The sequence below is a fragment of the Pseudotamlana agarivorans genome (genome assembly GCF_001642835.1).
GTDB lineage: Bacteria > Bacteroidota > Bacteroidia > Flavobacteriales > Flavobacteriaceae > Pseudotamlana > Pseudotamlana agarivorans.
On the sequence record NZ_LXEI01000017.1, the window covers coordinates 1 to 21,500 of the forward strand.

Annotated in this window: 18 protein-coding genes and 1 tRNA gene; 11 read left to right on the top strand and 8 right to left on the bottom strand. The window is 34.5% G+C overall.

All coding sequences use genetic code 11. From position 1 onward, the window contains the following. Nucleotides 1–858: 858 nt before the first annotated feature. The 4 genes from thrS (at nt 859) to rplT (ending at nt 4,176) form a co-directional block, all read left to right on the top strand. Nucleotides 859–2,793: a threonine--tRNA ligase gene (gene thrS / locus A6I66_RS14385; protein WP_067150875.1), complete on the top strand. Its 1,935-nt coding sequence runs from the start codon at nt 859–861 to the stop codon at nt 2,791–2,793. A gap of 35 nt (nt 2,794–2,828) precedes the next feature. Beyond that, nucleotides 2,829–3,374, top strand: a complete 546-nt coding sequence (infC, locus tag A6I66_RS14390) for a translation initiation factor IF-3 (protein WP_262509421.1) — start codon at nt 2,829–2,831, stop codon at nt 3,372–3,374. Between the two features lie 90 nt (nt 3,375–3,464). Then, a complete protein-coding gene (gene rpmI, locus A6I66_RS14395) occupies nt 3,465–3,662 on the top strand; it encodes a 50S ribosomal protein L35 (RefSeq protein WP_067150881.1) in 198 nt (65 codons plus the stop codon). Nucleotides 3,663–3,831: 169 nt separating this feature from the next. Further along, nucleotides 3,832–4,176, top strand: a complete 345-nt coding sequence (rplT, locus tag A6I66_RS14400) for a 50S ribosomal protein L20 (RefSeq protein WP_067150884.1) — start codon at nt 3,832–3,834, stop codon at nt 4,174–4,176. Between the two features lie 1,279 nt (nt 4,177–5,455). Here the strand turns inward: rplT and A6I66_RS14415 are convergent. From A6I66_RS14415 to tgt, 6 genes are all read right to left on the bottom strand, one after another. Continuing rightward, nucleotides 5,456–5,878, bottom strand: coding sequence for a secondary thiamine-phosphate synthase enzyme YjbQ (locus tag A6I66_RS14415; RefSeq protein ID WP_067150888.1), 423 nt, complete (start codon nt 5,876–5,878; stop codon nt 5,456–5,458). Between the two features lie 25 nt (nt 5,879–5,903). Further along, a complete protein-coding gene (locus A6I66_RS14420; RefSeq protein ID WP_211267552.1) occupies nt 5,904–7,160 on the bottom strand; it encodes an asparagine synthetase B in 1,257 nt (418 codons plus the stop codon). A 68-nt stretch (nt 7,161–7,228) separates the two neighbouring features. Next, nucleotides 7,229–8,776: a replicative DNA helicase gene (dnaB, locus tag A6I66_RS14425; RefSeq protein ID WP_067150894.1), complete on the bottom strand. Its 1,548-nt coding sequence runs from the start codon at nt 8,774–8,776 to the stop codon at nt 7,229–7,231. A gap of 168 nt (nt 8,777–8,944) precedes the next feature. Next, the gene (locus A6I66_RS14430; protein WP_067150898.1) at nt 8,945–9,898 is read right to left on the bottom strand and encodes an acetyl-CoA carboxylase carboxyltransferase subunit alpha; all 954 of its coding nucleotides are present in this window, start codon (nt 9,896–9,898) and stop codon (nt 8,945–8,947) included. Nucleotides 9,899–10,189: 291 nt separating this feature from the next. Next, the gene (locus tag A6I66_RS14435; protein ID WP_084399701.1) at nt 10,190–11,266 is read right to left on the bottom strand and encodes an LptF/LptG family permease; all 1,077 of its coding nucleotides are present in this window, start codon (nt 11,264–11,266) and stop codon (nt 10,190–10,192) included. A gap of 5 nt (nt 11,267–11,271) precedes the next feature. Then, nucleotides 11,272–12,402: a tRNA guanosine(34) transglycosylase Tgt gene (tgt, locus tag A6I66_RS14440; protein ID WP_067150905.1), complete on the bottom strand. Its 1,131-nt coding sequence runs from the start codon at nt 12,400–12,402 to the stop codon at nt 11,272–11,274. 203 nt (nt 12,403–12,605) lie between these two features. On the opposite strand from tgt, the gene A6I66_RS14445 reads away from it, so the two are divergent. Beyond that, a complete protein-coding gene (locus A6I66_RS14445; RefSeq protein WP_067150930.1) occupies nt 12,606–13,214 on the top strand; it encodes an outer membrane beta-barrel protein in 609 nt (202 codons plus the stop codon). Between the two features lie 56 nt (nt 13,215–13,270). On the opposite strand, the gene A6I66_RS14450 is transcribed toward A6I66_RS14445, so the two are convergent. Then, a complete protein-coding gene (locus A6I66_RS14450) occupies nt 13,271–14,260 on the bottom strand; it encodes an FKBP-type peptidyl-prolyl cis-trans isomerase (protein ID WP_067150908.1) in 990 nt (329 codons plus the stop codon). A gap of 171 nt (nt 14,261–14,431) precedes the next feature. Here A6I66_RS14450 and A6I66_RS14455 point away from each other — a divergent pair, with 171 nt between their 5' ends. Continuing rightward, nucleotides 14,432–14,821, top strand: a complete 390-nt coding sequence (locus A6I66_RS14455) for an RNA-binding S4 domain-containing protein (protein WP_067150912.1) — start codon at nt 14,432–14,434, stop codon at nt 14,819–14,821. Between the two features lie 38 nt (nt 14,822–14,859). Continuing rightward, nucleotides 14,860–15,363: a phosphoribosyltransferase family protein gene (locus tag A6I66_RS14460; RefSeq protein ID WP_067150915.1), complete on the top strand. Its 504-nt coding sequence runs from the start codon at nt 14,860–14,862 to the stop codon at nt 15,361–15,363. Here A6I66_RS14460 and A6I66_RS14465 read toward each other — a convergent pair. After that, nucleotides 15,355–15,876: a shikimate kinase gene (locus A6I66_RS14465; RefSeq protein ID WP_067150918.1), complete on the bottom strand. Its 522-nt coding sequence runs from the start codon at nt 15,874–15,876 to the stop codon at nt 15,355–15,357. The genes A6I66_RS14460 and A6I66_RS14465 overlap by 9 nt on opposite strands. A 142-nt stretch (nt 15,877–16,018) precedes the next feature. On the opposite strand from A6I66_RS14465, the gene A6I66_RS14470 reads away from it, so the two are divergent. The 4 genes from A6I66_RS14470 to A6I66_RS14485 all read left to right on the top strand — a co-directional run bounded on the left by A6I66_RS14470 (nt 16,019) and on the right by A6I66_RS14485 (nt 21,353). Continuing rightward, a tRNA-Lys gene (locus A6I66_RS14470) sits at nt 16,019–16,091 on the top strand. A gap of 188 nt (nt 16,092–16,279) precedes the next feature. Further along, nucleotides 16,280–17,200, top strand: a complete 921-nt coding sequence (locus tag A6I66_RS16795) for a cellulase family glycosylhydrolase (RefSeq protein WP_169815739.1) — start codon at nt 16,280–16,282, stop codon at nt 17,198–17,200. Nucleotides 17,201–17,320: 120 nt separating this feature from the next. Continuing rightward, the gene (gene tssD, locus A6I66_RS14480; RefSeq protein WP_067150924.1) at nt 17,321–18,007 is read left to right on the top strand and encodes a type VI secretion system tube protein TssD; all 687 of its coding nucleotides are present in this window, start codon (nt 17,321–17,323) and stop codon (nt 18,005–18,007) included. Between the two features lie 19 nt (nt 18,008–18,026). Further along, nucleotides 18,027–21,353, top strand: coding sequence for an OmpA family protein (locus tag A6I66_RS14485; RefSeq protein ID WP_067150927.1), 3,327 nt, complete (start codon nt 18,027–18,029; stop codon nt 21,351–21,353). Nucleotides 21,354–21,500 lie beyond the last annotated feature (147 nt).

Here is a 21,500-nt window from a genome sequence, read left to right on the forward strand (position 1 = left end):
TTTTTTTCGCTTTAAATCTTAATAATCAATATCACTTTATGAACTTCAACCTCCAACAGACCTGCTGTTTTTAGCGGCTGCAAACATACAACCTTTTTAGAACCTAGCAACATTTTTTTTGATTATTTTTTTAAAGTTTTTCAACCTTATCTTAATACCAAAATCACTCAATGAACTTCCGCTTTATAGGCACATGCCTTTGTTAGCGGGGTGCAAATATACAAACCTTTCCTAATCCTAAACAAACTTTTTATCGCTTTTTTTTCAAGTTTTTTTGACAAAGATTTTAACTTTCAGTAAACGTGTTGTTTACACTTTAAAATAATCGCTTCAGATGTTATACCGGATAAAAGAATCTGGATGCTTGTCTTGGATATTACTATAAATGGTAACCATCATGTACCTGAAGAGCCTTCCGCCGAAAGGCTAATATTTATAATACAACTAGAAAACTAGTTTGTTCTAATAGAAAAAATGATTTTAAAAATGATAACATTCCCTTATTAATCGATAATACACCTTACACAAGCTTAAACTTTGATACAAATATTCACCTATCAATATAAAGCTGGATTCTTTTTAGCTCCACTCCTACTCTATTACAACTATCCTAATTATATATATGTTGTACTAACACTTAATTTCTAACAACTATATCCCCGTACATATGCTTAGCATATATTTAAATGGCATCCTTATATATAGGAATAAAGAAACACACTTTATAACACATACATTATATATAGGAGTAGCACATCATTTTAATTTTGAATAATCCTTAACACAAATTATACCTATATATATATTGTGAGTATTTGTTTATACCATTATCTTTGCAACCTGATTTTAAATTATTATATGATACATATTACATTACCTGATGGCAGTGTGAAAACGTTTGATGAAGGCGTTACACCTATGGATGTTGCTAAGAGCATTAGTGAAGGATTTGCAAGAAACGTGATTTCGGCGAATTTTAATGGTACAAACATTGAAACCGTTACACCTTTAACCACCGATGGTTCTTTAGTTTTATACACCTGGAGAGACGACGAAGGTAAAACAGCTTTCTGGCACAGTTCGGCTCACGTATTAGCGCAAGCCATAGAGGAATTGTACCAAGGCGCAAAACTTACCATTGGTCCTGCTATTGAAAACGGGTTTTATTATGATGTAGATTTTGGAGATCATAATGTATCTGAAAAGGATTTTAAAGCTATTGAAACTAAAATGCTAGAAATCGCAAGAGGGAAGCATGATTTTAAAATGCGCTCGGCGAGTAAAGCAGAAGCTTTAGATTTATATAAAAACAATCCGTTTAAAACGGAATTAATCGAAAACTTAGAAGATGGTACCATTACTTTTTGTGACCATTCGACGTTTACCGATTTATGTCGTGGCGGACATATTCCGAACACAGGGATTATAAAAGCTGTTAAAATTTTAAGTGTTGCCGGTGCTTACTGGAGAGGTAATGAAAATAACCCGCAATTAACGCGTGTTTATGGTATTTCATTTCCGAAGCAAAAAGAATTGACCGAATACTTAGATATGCTTGAAGAAGCAAAAAAACGTGACCATAGAAAATTAGGTAAAGAGCTTGAGCTTTTTACTTTTTCGAAACGTGTGGGCCAAGGTTTACCACTATGGTTACCAAAAGGTGCTGCTTTACGTGAGCGTTTAGAGAATTTCTTAAAAGCGGCTCAGAAAAAAGCAGGTTACGAAATGGTGGTAACACCACATATTGGACAAAAAGAGCTTTATGAAACTTCTGGGCATTATGCTAAATATGGTGAAGACAGCTTCCAACCTATTTTAACACCAAAGGAAGATGAGGAGTTTTTATTAAAACCAATGAACTGTCCGCACCACTGTGAGATTTACAACAGTACCCAATGGAGTTATAAAGATTTACCAAAACGTTTTGCTGAATTTGGTACCGTTTATCGTTACGAACAAAGTGGTGAATTGCACGGTTTAACCCGAGTTCGTGGTTTTACTCAAGATGATGCTCATATTTTCTGTACTCCAGATCAATTGGATAAAGAATTTAAAGATGTTATCGATTTGGTACTTTATGTATTCGGTTCATTAGGATTTGAAAACTTTACAGCACAGGTATCGATACGCGATCCTAAAAATCCAGATAAATATATAGGTGATGTTGCTAACTGGGAAAAAGCAGAGCAAGCGATTATTAACGCTGCGTCCGATAAAGGTTTAAATTACGTTATTGAGGAAGGTGAAGCTGCTTTTTACGGTCCGAAATTAGATTTCATGGTTAAAGATGCCCTTGGAAGACGCTGGCAACTAGGTACCATTCAAGTGGATTACAACTTACCGGAGCGTTTTGAACTCTCTTACAAAGGCAGTGATAACGAATCACACCGCCCAGTAATGATTCACCGTGCACCGTTTGGAAGTATGGAGCGTTTCGTAGCTTTATTGTTAGAACATACAGGGGGTAATTTCCCGCTTTGGCTCATGCCAACACAGGTAATTATATTATCAATTAGCGAGAAATATGAAAAATACTCACAAAAAGTTTTAAATTTGCTAGAAAATGACGAAATTCGCGCCCTTGTAGATCATAGAAATGAAACTATAGGGAAGAAAATTCGTGAAGCAGAAATGCAGAAGCATCCTTATATGATCATTATCGGGGAGCAAGAAGAAGTAGAAGGCAAAATTACTGTACGCCAGCATGGTGGAGCAGATTTAGGAATGATTTCCGTTGAAGCTTTCTCTGAAATAATAAAAGAAGACATTAAAAAAACGTTGAAATCGTTTTAACAAATAATATAAGTTTAATTTAAAACCATAACGCCATAGCAATTAGAAGAAGACAGCAACCAAGAAGGGTTTCGCAAGAAGACAAGCATAAAATTAACTCTAAAATTACTGCTCAAAAGTTACGCCTTGTAGGTGATAACGTTGAGATTGGTATTTACACTAAAGGTGATGCCTTAAGAATCGCTAACGAGCAAGAGTTAGATCTTGTAGAAATATCTCCTAATGCAGACCCACCGGTTTGTAAGGTTATGGATTATAAGAAGTTTCTTTACGAACAAAAGAAACGTGATAAAGCTTTAAAATCGAAAGCCACCAAGGTTATCATTAAAGAAATTCGTTTTGGTCCACAAACCGACGATCACGACTACGAGTTTAAAAAGAAACATGCCGAGAAATTCTTAAAAGAAGGCGCTAAGTTAAAAGCTTTCGTATTCTTTAAAGGACGTTCGATCATTTTCAAAGAACAAGGTCAGATTTTGCTATTAAAATTAGCTCAAGATCTTGAAGAATTTGGAAAAGTAGAGCAAATGCCTCGATTAGAAGGTAAACGTATGACGATGTTTATTGCTCCAAAAAAGTAATACATCGGTTCAAGAGAAAATAGAAGCTGATACCAAAAGTATCTAGCGTAAAAATAATTAAGCGAAGTAATTATAATCTAGGAAAAGAAAATGCCTAAAATGAAAACAAAATCTAGTGCCAAAAAACGTTTCAAGTTAACGGGTACTGGTAAGATTAAAAGAAAGCACGCTTTTAAGAGTCACATCTTAACAAAGAAGTCTAAAAAGCGTAAGCTTAAGTTAACTCATGATGGTTTGGTACACAAAGCAGATGAGGATAACATTAAAACCATGATGCGTTTAAAATAAGCATCGGTTTTAATCGGTTAAAACAATTTATAAACCCTGGAGTTAGGCTCAATAAAAGAGTTATTAAAGTTAAAAGTTAGAGGTTAAAAGTTAGAAGTGTTAAAACTAATAACGAGTAACCGAAAACTAGAAACCAATTAGCCGCCTACTACAAAACACATTTAAAATTATGCCAAGATCAGTAAATTCTGTAGCAAAAAGAGCCAGAAGAAAAAAGGTTCTTAAACAAGCAAAAGGTTACTTTGGAAGACGTAAAAACGTTTGGACAGTAGCAAAAAATGCGGTTGACAAAGCGATGCAATACTCGTACAGAGACCGTAGAAACAAAAAGAGAACATTCCGTGCTTTATGGATCACGCGTATTAACGCAGCAGCCAGAGAACATGGTTTATCTTATTCTCAATTCATGGGACAATTAAAAGCTAACGATATCGAATTAAACCGTAAGGTTTTAGCCGATTTAGCTATGAATAACCCAGAGGCTTTCAAAGCTGTAATTGAAAAAGTAAAATAAGGCTTTTGCCTATTGTATAACATATTATTCGCTTAATAAAGGAAACCGATTCGAAAGAGTCGGTTTTTTTTATGACTAATTTGGGCGTTACCACCTGCACTTCGTCTCCGCTCAGGTCAGGTGGTCGGGCTTTCCTTTACAAGTTTTGGCTCGATGCACGCCTCGCCAAAAGCTTTCCTCTGCAATCCCTAACGCAGAGAATTCGTTGTTATAGTTAACACATGCCGATTTTAAAAAAGTGAACGGTATTATTCCAATTTGATATGTCATTCCGATACGAAGTGAGGAATCTCCTTTCATTCGGGGCTCATCTTAAAACAAAGAGTTCTTATATTCCTCTTATCGTCGAAATGACAAGATTGTCTATTTACCTCTAATTAGTAATCCGCAACACGCTATGAAACTCCTCGAAGAAAGAAAATTAGAAGATTAAAATTGATAATTTTGTGTCTTTGATAAAAAGCTAATAAAATGGATTTACAAACAAGAAAACTAGAGCTTATTCAAGAGTTTTTAAAAATTTAAAGTGAAGAAGTCATTTCACGACTTGAAAAAATCCTAAAAAAAGAAAATAAGAATTTTGAAAAGGATGAGTTCAAACCAATGACCATTGAAGAATTTGATTCTCGAATCAACAAATCGATGGAAGATTCAGCCAATGACCGAATTATAGAATCTAGCGCCTTAAAAGCTAAGATTGATAAATGGAATTAAAATTAATTTGGACTGATTTTTCTCAAAAGGAACTAGAAAAAATTTATCAATTTCATCGAGAAAAGGCAGGAATACGCATAGCAAAAAAAACTCGTTAACGGTATCTATAACGAAACCTTAAAATTACAAAGGCAACCTGAAATCGGACAAACCGAAGAACTTCTTAAAAATAGAGTTCAAGAGTTTAGATATCTCGTCTATAAAAATTATAAAGTCATTTATTGGATTAACAAAGAAAAGAACAGAATTGAAATAAATGATGTTTTTGATACTCGCCAAAACTCTATAAAAATAGAACGAAAAAAATAAAAGTGTATAACACGTGCTCAACCTTGGAGCTGTAAGATTAATAATTTACTACAGCCCCTTCAGGTTTTAAAAACCTGAAGGGGCTTTTTAAACTCAAGTCATTTTTAAAATGAAGAAAATAAAAATAATGTCATTCCGATACGAAGTGAGGAATCTCTATTCCGATAGGTTTTATCTTAAAACAAGGCATTCAGAGATTTCTCCTATTGTTGAAATGACAAGGTTTTGCAACCAGCTTAAATGAATTGAATTAGAATCACACCCCAAAAGCGGTAACCACCAACTTCCGTTCACCACCATAATCGCGGTGTTCACAAAGGTAAATACCTTGCCATATTCCTAAATTAAGTTTTCCATTTGTAATTGGAATTTGAACCGACGCTCCTAATAAAGATGCTTTAATATGCGCAGGCATATCATCTGGACCTTCGTAAGTGTGTTTGTAATAGGGTGCATTTTCGGGTACCATTTTATTAAAATGACTTTCAAAATCTTGTCTAACCGTAAAATCGGCATTTTCATTAATGGTTAAACTCGCCGAAGTATGCTTTATAAAAACATGTAACTGACCTATTTTTATGGTTTTTATCTCAGGAATGGCGCTTAAAACAGCTTCAGTAATAAGATGAAAACCTCTTGAATACGGTTTTAATCGTACTTCTTTTTGAAAAACATTCATATCAAAAAATTAAAATAGCAGTCTATTAGGTTTTTTGTTTCTTCTTTTTAGCCGCTGGAAACAAAACGTTATTCAGAATTAAGCGGTAACCTGGAGATGTAGGATGTAGATCTAATTCGGTTTTAGCGTCCCCTACCCGATGCTGATAATCTTCGGGATCATGACCACCATAAAACGTAAAAAAGCCTTTGCCTTTTATCCCATGAATGTACTTGGCTTCCCCATTCGATTTAGTTTCTCCTAATACCAAAACATTCGACTTAATTTCCTCCTTTGTAAAGGCCGTTGTTTGTCCCATAAAACCTTTTACTAAGGCTGTATGATTTTGACATAACATGGTTGGAATAGGATCCCATTTGGCCGAAAAATCCATTAAAGTAAAATAATCGGCTGATTTGGGCACATGTCGCTTTCTAGTCGTATCAATAGATGAAAACTCATAAACCAAAGGACTTCGTTCTAATAAAAAGTCGGAAAACGCAAAGGTTTTATGGTAATCAATTTTGTTCTGATAATTGGCTGTGCTCCCGTCACCATCAAACATAGGCTCGCAAATATCGACACCTTCGGCCGACAAAGCGATGTCAAAACTATCGGTAGCACTACACATGGCAAACATAAATCCACCACCAATAACATAATCTCGAATTTTTAAAGAGACTGCTAGTTTTTCTTCAGATACTTTTCCAAATCCCATTTTTAAAGCTAATGCTTCGGCTTCTTTTTTCTCTTCGATGTACCAAGATGTTGCGCGGTATTGCGCGTAGAACTTCCCATACTGCCCTGTAAAATCTTCATGATGTAAGTGTAACCAATCGAAAACTAATAAGCCGTCATTAAGCACTTCTTCATCGTAAACGGTTTCATAAGGAATCTCGGCATATTGTAATACCATCGTTACCGCATCATCCCAAGGTAATTTCCCTTTGGGTGTGTAAACAGCAATTTTAGGTGCCTTTTCTAACACGACAGCCTCCATGTTTTGACTCGGACTGCTAATTTCTTCTAAAATACTTTCTGTTTTAGCGTTGGAAATAACTTCAAAGGAGACGCCTCGAATTTGGCATTCTCTGCGTATCGCTTCGGTATCGGGTAATAAAAAGGAACCACCACGATAATTTAGTAGCCACTTAACTTTTAAATCTTTATTAAGTGTCCAATACGTAATACCATAAGCTTTAAGATGATTTTTTTGACTTCCGGCATCCATGGGAATTAAAACGTAAGAAGCAAATGCTTGCGACGAAATAAATAGCAATAGAATACATAAAACCTTCTTCATAGGTTGAAAGATACTCAAAAAATACAGCGGGTTAAACCTTTTATAAAAATTTTAAATATTAAAATCTCCTAGAAAGGCACTTCGTTATCATCATCATTAAATGAACTTCCAAAAGCTTGGTCTGGACTGGCTTTAAAATCATCGGAACTGAAAGCGTTTTCAGGAGAACCAGCATTCATTTTGGAATGGAATTCGTTATCACCAAAAGGTGAATCGTATTCATCAAGGTTATCAAACTTACCTAAGTGTCCTAAGAATTTTAAACGGATATTCTCCAAGCCACCATTACGGTGTTTAGCTACAATAAACTCACCTTGTCCTTCTGTTGGCGAGCGTTCTTCATCATCCCACTCATCAATTTTATAATATTCAGGTCTGTAAATAAACGATACAATATCGGCATCTTGCTCAATCGCACCAGATTCACGTAAATCGGATAATAAAGGTCTTTTACTTCCACCACGGGTTTCTACAGCACGCGATAACTGAGATAAGGCGATTACCGGAACCATAAGTTCTTTTGCTAAGGCCTTTAAGTTTCTAGAAATCATCGAGATCTCTTGCTCACGATTTCCGCCGTGATTAGAACCACCCGTCATTAACTGCAAATAATCAATCATGATCATTTTAATGCCATGTTGCGAAGCCAAACGACGTGCTTTAGCCCTTAAATCGAAAATAGAAAGTGATGGTGTATCATCAATATATAAAGGGGCATTTTCTAAGCCTTTTACTTTAACATTAAGCTGTTCCCACTCGTGTTTTTCTAATTTTCCTGTACGTAATTTTTCAGAAGACAGTCCGGTTTCACTCGAAATCAAACGTGTAATCAACTGTACAGAAGCCATCTCTAACGAGAAGAATGCTACTGGGATATTTTGATCAACGGCAATATTCCTTGCCATGGATAAGGTTAATGCCGTTTTTCCCATACCTGGACGTGCAGCAATAATAATTAAATCGGAAGGTTGCCACCCCGAGGTTAGTTTATCCAATTTATGAAACCCTGTTGGGATACCACTTAAACCTTCTTTATTAGAAATTTCCTCAATTTTCTTCTTGGCCTGAATAACTAAATCTAATGCCGATTCACTAGATTTTTTAATATTTCCTTGGGTAACTTCGTATAATTTAGATTCGGCGGTATCTAATAAATCAAATACATCTTTAGTTTCATCATATGAATCTTCAATAATTTCACTAGAAATTTTAATCAAACTACGCTGAATAAATTTCTGCAAAATAATACGGGCATGAAACTCAATATGTGCCGAAGAAGACACTTTATTTGTTAAACCAATCAAGTAAAAATCGCCACCAGCTAATTCAAGTTTCCCGTTTTTCTTTAATTGGGTTGAAACGGTTAATAAGTCGATAGGTTCGCTGTTTTCAAACAATTGAAAAATAGCCTCAAAGATATATTGATGCGATTCTTTATAGAACGCATCGTTACTTAAAATATCAATAACTTCATCTACCCCCTTCTTATCGATCATCATCGCACCAAGCACAACTTCCTCTAAGTCAATTGCTTGAGGAGGTATCTTGCCTTTTTCCAGGCTTATAAGCGTGCTTTTGTCTACTTTATAGGAGGCTAATTGATTTGGTTGTTTCATAACTACGAAAGTAAATAAAAAGAAAGTCTTTTGATGAATTTTAACGCTTATGATTGTCCACTAATCGTCAACAATCGGCTGTTAATAAATTAATTATTTTATTAATAAGCATAAAAAATCTGAAGTTGGAATGACTTCAGATTTTGATATATTTTAGTATATATAGGTTTAGCCTTTAAAGACCCCCATATTAGCGTATTTATCCATACGTTGAGAAACTAAATCTTCTGGTGATAACTTTTTAAGTTCTTCATAACTTTTCATAATCGTCTCACCAACGGTTTCAAAAGTTTTTTCACGGTTTCTATGCGCGCCTCCAAGAGGTTCTTTAATAATACCATCAACCAGTTTTAATTTTTTCATATCAGAAGCTGTTAGCTTTAACGCTTCAGCAGCTTGTTCTTTATACTCCCAGCTACGCCATAAAATAGAAGAACAAGATTCTGGAGAAATTACAGAGTACCAAGTGTTTTCTAACATAAAAACATGGTCACCAACACCAATACCTAAAGCACCTCCAGAAGCACCTTCACCAATAACAACGGTAATTACAGGTACTTTTAAACGTGTCATTTCTAATATATTTCTAGCAATAGCTTCTCCTTGTCCGCGTTCTTCAGCTTCTAAACCAGGGTAAGCTCCCGGCGTATCTAAAAAGGTCACTACTGGAATACCAAATTTCTCGGCAGATTTCATTAATCGTAAAGCTTTTCGGTAGCCTTCTGGATTTGCCATCCCGAAGTTTCTATACTGACGTGTTTTGGTGTTATAGCCTTTTTGCTGACCGATAAACATAAAACTTTGATCGCCAATTTTACCTAAGCCACCAATCATGGCTTTATCATCTTTAAAACTTCTATCGCCGTGTAATTCTAAAAAAGAAGTGCCACAAATCGCTTTAATATAGTCTAATGTATAAGGTCTGTCTGGGTGACGTGATAATTGTACACGCTGCCAAGGTGTTAAGTTTTTATACAGTTCCTTTTGCGTATCTTTTAATTTCTTTTCAATTTGAGAACATGTTTCCGAAACGTCTACATCGCTTTCCTTGCCAATAATTGCACATTTTTGCAACTGGTCTTCAAGTTCTTTTATAGGTAGTTCAAATTCTAAATATTCCATAGGAATTTAGTTATTGTAATTTAATTCTAGGTTAGTATGCAAATATAAAAACTTTAATGGTGTTATATGTTAAGTTGGCTTTCTTTTTAAGGATTATCCTCTAGTAAATAACATGTTGCACATCTTTAATGCAACAAAATCAATAATTTACATATTAAATTAAGACTTTTATTTTTTATTCTGAATATGATAATCTGCAGCTTTTGTAATCATTATTAAATGATATTTTACAAATAATTAAGGCCATTACTATGGTAATTCTTGAGAATAGGTTACGATAGTTTTTTATACTTAACGTTTCGCTTTAATTAGGAGAAAAACGGCTAATATGCCAAATAACACATTAGGGAACCAAACAGCTATTAAAGGAGGGAAATCTGACTGCTCGGCCATAACACCAAAGATTTTATCGAAAAACACGAATACCATGGCTATACAAATTCCTAAGGCCAGGTTTACCCCCATTCCTCCACGACGTTTCATAGATGAAACAGCAACCGCAATAATGGTTAATATAAATACGGATACAGGCAAACTCCATTTACGGTACAATACCAATTTAAAACGTCCCACATTACTTGAGCCTCGAGCTTCTTCTTTAGCTATAAAGTTTTTTAAATCGCCATACATTTTAGTTTCTGCTGCATAAATAACAGGAATGAGATCATCTACATCAAAACTAAAAAGGGTGTCTTTTCGACGTTGAATATCTAAAATATCCTCATTTTCCCCAATATCTCGTTTTACATAATTAGTTAAACGGTAGGTAGTATCACTCTCTATATAACGAATGCTAGTAGCGTTAATTTTGAATTTGAGTTTATTGTCTTCAAAATGTTCTAAGGTAAAATTATTACCAACACTATTTTTAACATCGAAGCTACTTACGTAAATTATGTCTTTATCGTTAATCTGTCTATATACATTGGTATTTTCAACAGCACTTCTTCCGGTTTTAAAATATTTATAACTAAAGTCATTAAACCCTTCACTAGCCTTAGGTGCCAAGAATAGTCCCATAATTATAGCTAAAATGGCTACTATAAAAGAACCAATCATATAAGGGCGTAAAAATCTAGAAAAGGACACTCCCGAACTTAAAAATGCAATAACTTCGGTATTATTGGCTAGTTTTGAAGTAAACCAGATTACAGATAAGAATAAAAATAACGGAAATAATAAATGAGCGAAGTAAATGGTGAAATCTAACAAGTACCAAAGTACCTCGTTAAGAGGCACATTATTATCTAATATCTTACCAATTTTCTCTGCCAAATGCACGGTTATTCCAATAGGAATAAAGAGCAGTAACATCATGAAAAATGTAAACAGATAACGCTTAAGTATGTACCAATCTAAAATTTTCATTACAATTACAAGCGGTTGTTCATTTGTTTTACCATCATGTCTTTCCAGGTTCTAAAATCTCCTGCTAAGATATGTTTTCTTGCTTCTCGAACCAACCATAAATAAAATCCTAGATTATGAATTGTCGCTATTTGCTTCCCTAACAACTCGTTAACCGTAAACAAATGACGTAAATAAGCTTTGGAATACTCGGTATCAACAAAAGTGATACCCATTTCGTCAATAGGTGAAAAATCTTCAGCCCACTTTAAGTTTTTAATATTAATAGTACCATGTGCTGTAAAAAGCATACCGTTTCTAGCGTTACGTGTTGGCATCACACAATCGAACATATCAACCCCTAAAGCTATATTTTCTAAAATATTTATTGGGGTTCCTACGCCCATTAAATAACGTGGTTTATCTTCCGGAAGGATCGAGCAAACCACATCGGTCATGGCATACATTTCTTCAGCTGGCTCCCCTACCGATAATCCGCCAATAGCGTTTCCAACAGCACCAGCATTAGCTATATATTCCGCCGACTGCTTTCTTAAATCAGTATAAGTACTTCCTTGAACAATTGGAAAAAATGCTTGATTATAATCGTATTTTAAAGGTGTTTTTTCTAGATGATTAATACATCTATCTAACCACCTATGCGTCATATGCATAGAACGTTTTGCGTAGTTATAATCACAAGGATATGGTGTACATTCATCAAATGCCATGATGATATCGGCACCTATACTACGTTGAATTTCCATAACATTTTCAGGTGTGAACGTATGGTAACTGCCGTCGATATGCGACTTAAACTTCACCCCTTCTTCCTTTATTTTTCTATTTGCTGAAAGCGAGTACACTTGGTAGCCTCCAGAATCAGTTAAAATATTTCTATCCCAATTCATGAATTTATGAAGTCCGCCAGCTTTCTCAATTATTTTAGTTTGTGGACGCAGATACAAATGATACGTATTTCCTAAAATAATATCTGGATTAATCTCATCTTTTAATTCACGTTGGTGCACGCCTTTAACAGTTGCCACCGTTCCTACAGGCATAAAAATTGGCGTTTCAATAACCCCGTGATCTGTAGTAATTTTACCAGCTCTTGCCTTACTTTGTGAATCTTGTGCGTTTATCTCGAACTTCATTATATTCTATTATCTTTTGAAAATATGACACCGCCTTGTATTGACTTTTTACAACCAAATACAATATGCAGAGCGCAAAGATAATTAACTGAAAAATGAAAACGATTGTTATAAAAAGAAAATAATACTGTTTTCAGGACGTTTTAGAATTTATATTTGAACAAAAATTTAACCTGAAAATAAACTTAAGAATTATGAAAAACATGAAAAATCTTAAAAACAAAAGGCATCAAAACATACTGTTTGTACTATTACTCGCTGTAATTCCGAGTCTTTCCATAGCACAATCTGGTTCAGGCTGGGGAATTAAAGGTGGGTTAAATTATAACGCTAACGGCGATTACTTTGATGCTGTAGAAGGTGCCTATGAAGATCCAAAGGCTAATGCTGGATTTCATATTGGTGTGTTTGGAAAAACAGGTGGTTTTATATTTCTAAGACCTGAACTGGTTTATACGAACACCAAAAGTGACTATGATGGTGATGCTTTTAAAATGCAAAAAATTGACGCTACGATGCTAGCCGGTCTTGACCTTATTGGACCATTAAGCTTATTTGCAGGCCCTTCATTTCAATACATTTTAGACACCGATTTCGAAGGATTAACGGTTGATGATATGGAGAAAGACTTTACCGTTGGACTTAATATTGGGTTCGGTTTTAATTTAAAAAGAATAGGTATTGATCTAAGATACGAACGCGCCTTTACTAAAAACGAAGCCACTATTATTAATAATAACATTCCTGGGGTTCAAAATAGATTAGACACCCGATCAAATCAATTGATACTGAGTTTGTCGTTGTTGCTTTAATTAAACCTTCATTATAAGCCATAAAAAAACCTCGATAGTCGAGGTTTTTTTACGATTTATATACCAGAATTAGTTTCAGTCTCTTCAGCAACATCGTAATTAGCCTCCGTCTCTTCGGGGTCTAAATATTTAGGAATCCCGTTTTTACCAATATCATTTGTAGGATCGCCATCGCCATCAATATCTTCATAAATGGTTAAAATCCCATCGCCATCATCATCGGCATCAAGAAAATCTAAAACGCCATTCCCATCAGTATCATCACCATCAAACACACCTTCAGCCGAATTATAAGTAAACTGGCCATCGCCGTTTAGATCTTCTTTATATGAAGGCACATTGTCACCATCATGATCGTTTTCAAACATTTGCAATACATCAAAAGTAAAAGCAATACAAGTGTATGAAGGAATACTGGCGCTACCAAAACTATAGTAAGCTAAACCAGAAGGCACGAACATTGCACCTACCCCATGATTTATATAGTTTGATGTCCCATCTGAATTTTCGGTGAAATTTTCAGCGGTATAGAATTCTGGAATAACAATTTGCCAAGCATCAATATTATTTAATAAATCGGAATTGAAAGCTCCATTATCCGATCTATCAAAAACTTCATTATCTAAAGTAAAACCTTTATAATTAGTTACGACATCATCACAAAAATGTGGAGACGGCTTTGTTTTATTAACGTTTTTATTTAAATCCAAATAATAAATTTCATATTTGGTATCATAATAAGTCACGTTTTTCATGATTGTATCCTGAATTAACAAACGATGTCCTGTAGGCACGGTTTCATTTTCCTTAAGTTCAGTAATGACAATGTCTTTAGATTTAGGATCGGGATTTGAACCATCAAAATCGGAAGCATTATAATAATGCGTTTCTAGATAATCCAATAGTAAGGCTTTGTCTTCTGCTTGTTGTTCTGTACGATCGCGCACCTCTATAGTCGAATCATCATCACTATCATCATCTTTTTTACATGATAAAAAACAGGTCGCTAAACCTAGAACAAACAAACTTAGTTTTATTAATTTCATTGTCGATGTCATTTATTAAACAGAAGGAAAACAGCTTAATATATGGTCTAAACACATAACTGACCGAATTATATTAAACAAAGGGCAATATTCCTTATTTTTGAAGGCGCAAGATACGATTTTAATATAATCTTGCCCAATAAGATTAACGTAGTTTTTAGTATTAATTATATGCGAATAGATAAGTACTTATGGAGTGTTAGATATTATAAAACCAGAACTTTGGCTACCACTGCATGCAAAAAAGGTCAGGTACGTATTAATGATGATATTGTAAAACCTAGTCGGGATGTATACCCCTTAGACATTGTTGAATTAAGAAAGGATCAAATTAATTACAAAATTAAAGTTAACGACTTGCCACCAAACCGTGTGGGAGCTAAAATTGTGGATCTTTACCGTACGGATATCACACCTAAAGAACAGTTTGAGGCCAAGGAGCTTTTAAAATATTCTAAAGACTATTACAGGAAAAAAGGTACTGGTCGTCCTACAAAAAAAGACCGCCGTGACATCGACAATTATACCGATGAAAATTTTATTGAGGATACAGAATCTTAAATAAAAATGAGTAATTTTATGCCTTAAATTTAAATGGTATGACTGTTAAGAATAATGTAATCCTTAATCACAACGAAATCACTCATAAAATACGTCGTATTGCTTTCCAAATTTATGAAACCAATGTTGATGAGAAAGAAGTTATTCTTGCTGGTATTGGAACTAACGGTTATATTTTTGCTAAAAAGCTAAAAACCGTACTTCAAAAAATATCTGATATTTCACCTGTACTTTGTAAAGTTACCATGGATAAAAAACAGCCATGGTTAGAGATTTCTACATCGTTGAAACCAGAGGACTACCAAAACAAATCGTTAGTTTTAGTGGATGACGTTTTAAATTCGGGTACTACCTTAATCTATGGGGTCAAGCATTTTTTAAATGTACCATTAAAACAATTTAAAACCGCGGTACTCGTTAACAGAAATCACAAAAAATACCCTATAAAAGCAGATTTTAAGGGCATCTCTTTATCGACTTCCTTGAAAGAACATGTTCAAGTTAGTTTTGAAGGCAAAAACTACGAAGCTGTTTTAGAATAGCTCCGAAAGTACAGCTTCTGCAACTTCTTCTTTTGTTTTATGGTCTATCGATACGATAAATTCGGCCTGACTGTAAAAGGGTGATCGTTCGAATAGATGTTTCCCGATAAACTCTGCCATAGCTTCTTCGGTTTCAATATGAGCTATTAAAGGACGTTTTGCTTTTTTACGCATTAATTTTTCCGACAAAGTAGGAATTGATGCTTTAAGGTAGACGCTTTTCGTGTTCTCGGCATTTAAAATCTCTTGCATATTGTTCCCATAGCATGGAGCACCTCCTCCAACAGACAAAATGATATTCCCTGGCATGGCTAAAACCTCTTTTAAATATCGCGTTTCTTGATTTCTAAAATAAACCTCACCTCGCTTTTTAAATACCTTAGTTACAGATGCGTTTTCCTTTTCTTCAATAAGCTCATCCAAGTCCACAAAGGTATAGTCTAATTTATCTGCTAGTTTTTTCCCAATTGACGTCTTTCCAGAAGCCATATATCCAATTAATACGATAATCATTTTTCTGTTATAAATTGATTTTTAAAAACATAGAATTAAGTGAGACAAAAAAACGAAAATTTATTCAAAAAAAGCCTTGTTTTATTAAATAAAGCTACTATATTTGCACCCGCAAACAGGAATTAGTTTGTATTGAAATATTGACCTGGTAGCTCAGTTGGTAGAGCATCTCCCTTTTAAGGAGAGGGTCCTGGGTTCGAGCCCCAGCCCGGTCACAGTAAAAGCCTAAAATAGTTGTTTTAGGCTTTTTTATTTCTCTTTATTTAGCTTCAATATTCTTCTTAGAAAAAACTACAAATTCTATAGAGTAAAATGTTTTGTAGTATTATATTTACATTTTATTGTAAGTATAATAATCATGCATTTTAATTTAAGAATCCTAAATATAATTTTCGCCATTGTAATGACTTACTCTACTATGGCACTAACACCTTTTGGTGCAAATCTAGCCGGAGCCGATTTTGGCAACAATATGGCTGGAACCTATAATCTTGATTACACCTATCGTACAGAAAGTGAATTTGATTACTTCCACAGCAAAGGATTAAACTTAATACGGTTACCTTTCAAATGGGAACGTATTCAACGCTCACTTAATGGCGACTTAGATGCCACCGAATTACAAAGAATAAAAACGGTTCTTGCTTTAGCAAAAGCAAAAAACATGTTAATTATACTAGATTTACATAACTACTGTCGCTACAAATTAAATGATAATGAAGATGCATACCCTTACTTCGGGGTTGACCGTGTAAAACCGTTTGCTGATTGGCTTCAAAACAATAATCTGGATGGATATATAGGGGAATATGGAGTACCCACAAATGATAGCCGATGGCTGCATGTTTTAGATGTTTTTTTAAACTACTTAAATCAAAACTGCATAAATGGTACTTATAGGTCTGCTGGGCCGTGGTGGGGTAATTATAGTCTATCGGTCGAACCTATTGGGAATACAGACAAACCACAAATGTCGATTTTAGAAAAATACGTATCTACATCATCAAGTTGCGCTTCACTAAGCATAAAATCATTAGAAGAAAGCTTACTAAACCTTAAAATACCCCCTAACCCATTCACTCACAGCTTCTCCATAACTGGCTTAACTGAAGGCACTGAAATTGAAATCTATGATGCTCTGAGCCGACATGTAGCAACCCGAAAACTCCAAAACTCTGAAATATTGAGATTAGAAATTTTAAGACCAGGTATGTACTTGCTTCAACATAAAAATAAATATATAGGACGAATTGTAAAGAAGCAAAAAGTAAATCAAGCTTTCTTAATTTGTAAAAAACTTCATGTATTTAACCCCAAATTTTAGGAGATTATTCGCTAGCACCTCCTCTAAATTAAACCTTAAGCACACTTAGTAGGAATTATATAGAACATGCTAGATACCACAAACCTATGTACGTAAACCAAAATTAAAAATACAAACCCTGTGTCTTTTAAAGCTATACTTTTCTTCCAAGAAGAAGAACGCCAACTACTTAATGCCGAATTGATATTTTATCAACTCGCCGATTATAATGGCAGACCAAAACAATCGCCCGTTGGCGAACCGTTACAACTCGTTTTTGAGTCCACTAGAAACGACGAAATCTTTTATAGTTACATGTTTCACCCAGACCGCATGTGCAAGGGCTATATTCGCTTTTTTAAGCGAGATGGTTTTCAAAAATATTTTGATATTGAGTTTGCTAATGCTCATATCATCAAATTACGCGAGCACTTTTCTTCAACAGGCGAAAACCCCATGACCATGCAACTTAGCCTATCTTACGGTATTAGCAGAATAAGGGATCTTATTCACGAAAAAAAATGGAACCCGAACAATCCATTTATAACCCAAAACACCCCTATAATTAAAGATAAAGAACCGCGCATTTTATCCTGTAGATATACAAACTTAGAAGGACATGACATAGAAGAATTGCACGAAGACACACTTATTCTTGAAGTAAGAACAGAGAATTGTGTTGGCAAATTAGTGGATATTGATCTATCTGATGATGAATATAATTTTAAATACCAAGGCGCGCATCTAAAACACGATCTTATAGAAAACCTTCTTATTACTTCAGATTTACAACAGGTTGAATTAGACATTTTCGAAGAAGAAGATTAATCCGTAAAAAACAAGACCCATGGCTACTGTAATTTTAAAAGAAAATACCATACAAAAAGCTTCGACAATGGCGCCGCCTAGTGGAATAAAATCTATTGAAGAGATGATTTTTATACCAGCCATTTCTAACAATTTGGAAACCGATAGTGACAAAACCAGTCAAGAAATTTGGGTATTAGACAAAAAGAGATATCAAGTTTTTAAAGATGAAGCAAGTAAGTATGATGACGTTGCTAAACAACTGGAAAAAGCCAAAATCAACTTAGGTCAAGCAAAAGATGAATCGTCTATAAAAACCGCTACTCTAGAAGTTGAAAAAGTCCAAAAGCAAATGCGTGAAGTTTTAGCCCAAGGCATGGGACTTAACGAAGATACGTTAACTCCATTACCAAAAGACTCTGATAAAAAAATTGTAGAATGCTATGGCTATGTAAGTAAACGTACTTTTTATGTTTCTGCTTTAGATATAAAAAAAGTATCGGACGCTAAAACAAAGGGGAAACAAAAATTTCGTTTCGCAGTAACTTTACTTGAGCCCACAGGTAAGCACAAATACACTTACAAACTTGAAAACTATATTACAGATAGTAATGACGGAAAATCTACTGAACAACAAAGAGAACTTGAAAATTCTAAAGAAAAAAATAAAACAAATGCCATTACTCAGGCTTATGACAAGCTGAAAGCAGACCTCAACAAAGAATACAAGCTCCTTGATGATTCGGGGCAATTGAAATCCAAATATCTAGCAAAATGTATCGCCCCTAGCATAGCTGCTTTCCTGACCGGAGAAGATTACGATATTATTGACGCCAAAATTAAAATGTTTAATGACACGGCTCAATTTTCATATCAACAATATGAAAAAAAACAAGAAGAAATTATTTCCTATTTAAAATTAGGCTTTAATAATAGTAAGGAAGGTTTCTCTCATTACCATTGGGGAAAAATACACTTATTAATACATGAAATTTGGCGTGACTCAGAAAGCAACTTTCCATTGGAATTTAAAAATCAATTTCCTGCAATTCCTTATGACAAAAATCTAAGAAAATCCATAATTGAATATATAAAAAAAGAACCTTTACCTAGTGTTGCCTATGATTATGGAGGCGGTGCCCAATTTATGCGCTATGCCTCAAACGTTGGTGGTAAAGTAAATTTCGACTTTTCTAAAGGAGTAGCTAGTGCTTCTTTTGATGCTAAAACAAAATTGGCATTAGCACAAGCAGGAGCTGAGTTTAACAGATACTTTCCTAATGATAAAGGCACAAACTTAGAGTTTAAAGCTACTGTTAAAGAAGAATATTTCACTCCAAAATTATTAGGAACTGGCAACAATTATACACAAGGCATAACCCCTTTATATGCCCATAACTCATCTTTTCCTATGCCTTTAACGTTGTTGAACATAGCAAGGCAATTAAGTAATATTAAAAATGAGAGTCTTGGGTTTAAAGATTTAACACAAGAAATCGTAATTCAGGTTGCTGGTCATACAGATACGACAGGAGATAATGCTTATAACAACAACATGGGATACCGACGCGCCAATGCTGTTCATGCTTTTTTTACAAATAATAATATTGACTGGTTAGAGCTATTTAATAAAGGCATTTGGAAAGACGAAGAACGTGATTTAATGGAGCTTAGCATATTCATGCTTGAAAACCACAATACAAACACATTTAATAAGGTCATGAATAACGAAATCACAGATAATGGTGATTTCAATTCTAACTTACTAGAAAAAATACGCCTCGCCGTAAATCAATATAATTATCCCATTTCAAACATCAGGTCAAATAAAATACTGAAGCAAATACAAGCCACGCCTTTAGAAGGCAACTTTACTAAAAACATAAAGATAAATAGCAAAACATCTGATGAGGATTTAATAAACAGGTATCGAATTTACACAAAAAAGTATGTTTTACAGGAGGTTACAGACCTTACATTAAATGATTTTAGACGATTTTACATCGATACAGAAGCTCACCCTATTTTAACACATGGAGAAGAAAGATTGAATTCTCCTTTACTAGGCCGCATTGCTGTCAACCGTACCGTAACCTTAAATATGTGGGGCGTTGTTAGGAACAAAAAAGAAGTTGAAAAAGACATTGTTTTTGGTGAAGCACGTGTAAAAATACACGGACAACTAACTGGTTTTGTTGGTGCTAACATAGCTTTGTCTGGAGCTTTAGAACTCAATACATATAAGGGTATTACCCATGTAGTAGCAAAACAGAAAAAAGAAGATGTCGTAGCCGTGTATCAGGGTGACCAAATCGTACCTTCAAACGACACACATAAGCACAACCCAACTGCTACCGTAAAAGCTTTCGACCCAAATGCTAAGGTAGAGGGTCAAGCTTTTGTTGGCGCTAAAGCAGAAGCATCATTAAGTGCTAAACTTGAATGGAAAAAACCAGAAAAAACCGAAGATTTTAAACTATTAGCGAGTATAGGTGGTTTAGTTTCTGGGTCTGCTGGAGTTGGCATAGAAGGTGAATTCAAAATTGGTTTTGATCGAAGAAGCAATACATTTCAAATCAAAATGAAAGCATCAGCCACTTGGGGCTTAGGTGGTGGTGGTGCCTGGTCCTTAAGTATTGGTGTAGAAGAACTTTTTGATTTTACCGTTTTGGTATATCATAAATTAGAGGACAATGATTTTAATTTTATTGATATTTTTGAGAAGGTTATAAATAAAGATGGCACTACTACAGAATCAAGAATAGACGTGTTTCAACTCTATGAAGCCTGGGTACTCGAACTTTGGAACAATAAAGATTATACCAAATTAGGAGTTGCAGCCCTAACAGGCACGAGTGCTGTGGCTGCTATAAATTTGTTAAATAATATTGACAAACTTTTTATTAAATATAAAAAATACAAAAGAAACCAACAAGCCACCAAAAATTTAGTCAACAACGTATTTGCAGATAAAAAGCATAACACGCTAAGGTTTGCTCCCCCTCGTGTTAAGGGGCGCATGCTCTATCAAATTACAGAACATAAATATTGGGAAAGCAGTGATATTCTAGATACCGATTTATATAAGAATTGTGAAAAAGCTGCTATTACCATAATTAAAACCATTAATCACGGTAGAGAATGGCAAGAAGTTTTAGAGCATTTATCCATAAAAACTCAAGAAGGCAACAGCTACAAAGCCTTTGATGACAACTCTAAAAAAGAAGATCCCGGAAATTGGATTCGTATACAAGAAAGCACACAATTTTTAAGGCTATTATTAAACGATACCGAAGATTGGAATACGGTATGTCATCACATAAATAGCCTACCTCACCTTAATGAAGCCTGGAAATTAAAAAACTAAAAACAAATTAAATGTTAATTACCAAACCACTATTTAAGAGAATAACTCTCTGTCTATTACTTAGCACCTCTTTAAGTTGTAATGCACAACTTAAAAAAGCAACACCAGAGCAACAACGCATTATTGAAACTGCTAAACACAACTTTG